This is a genomic window from Burkholderia sp. LK4 (assembly GCF_001043615.1).
In the GTDB taxonomy this organism is placed as follows: Bacteria; Pseudomonadota; Gammaproteobacteria; order Burkholderiales; family Burkholderiaceae; genus Burkholderia; species Burkholderia cepacia.
The window spans coordinates 1-409 of the sequence record NZ_LDUL01000183.1 but is presented as its reverse complement, the minus strand read 5'-3'; the positions used below and the strand labels follow the sequence as shown (position 1 = coordinate 409).

Sequence of the window (409 nt, the reverse complement as noted above, 5' to 3'; positions counted from 1 at the left end):
CCGAAGATCTCCTCGCGCGCGATCCTCGCATCCGGCTTCACCTCGAATACCGTCGGCTCCACGTAGAAGCCGCCCGTTTCCGCCTTCACGCGCGCACCGCCGGTGACGAGCCGGCCCTCGCTGCGCCCGGCCTCGATATAGCCGAGCACACGTTCGAGCTGGATGCCGTCGACGATCGCGCCCATCGACACCGACGGATCGAGCGGATTGCCGGGCACGTACGCACGCGCAGCCGCGACGAGCTTCTCGATGAACGCATCCTTGATGTCGCGATGCACGAGCAGCCGCGAGCCGGCCGTGCACATCTCGCCCATGTTGTAGAAGATCGCGCCGGCGGCCGCCTGCGCCGCGCGGTCGAGATCGGGACAATCGGGCAGCACGATGTTCGGCGACTTGCCGCCGAGTTCGA

General features: G+C 67.7%; 1 protein-coding gene. It reads right to left on the bottom strand.

Features of this window, described 5'->3' with window-relative positions; all coding sequences use genetic code 11:
• Positions 1-409, bottom strand: a 409-nt coding sequence (locus VK92_RS38820) for an aldehyde dehydrogenase family protein (RefSeq protein ID WP_048468275.1), incomplete at both ends; no start/stop codon positions are given.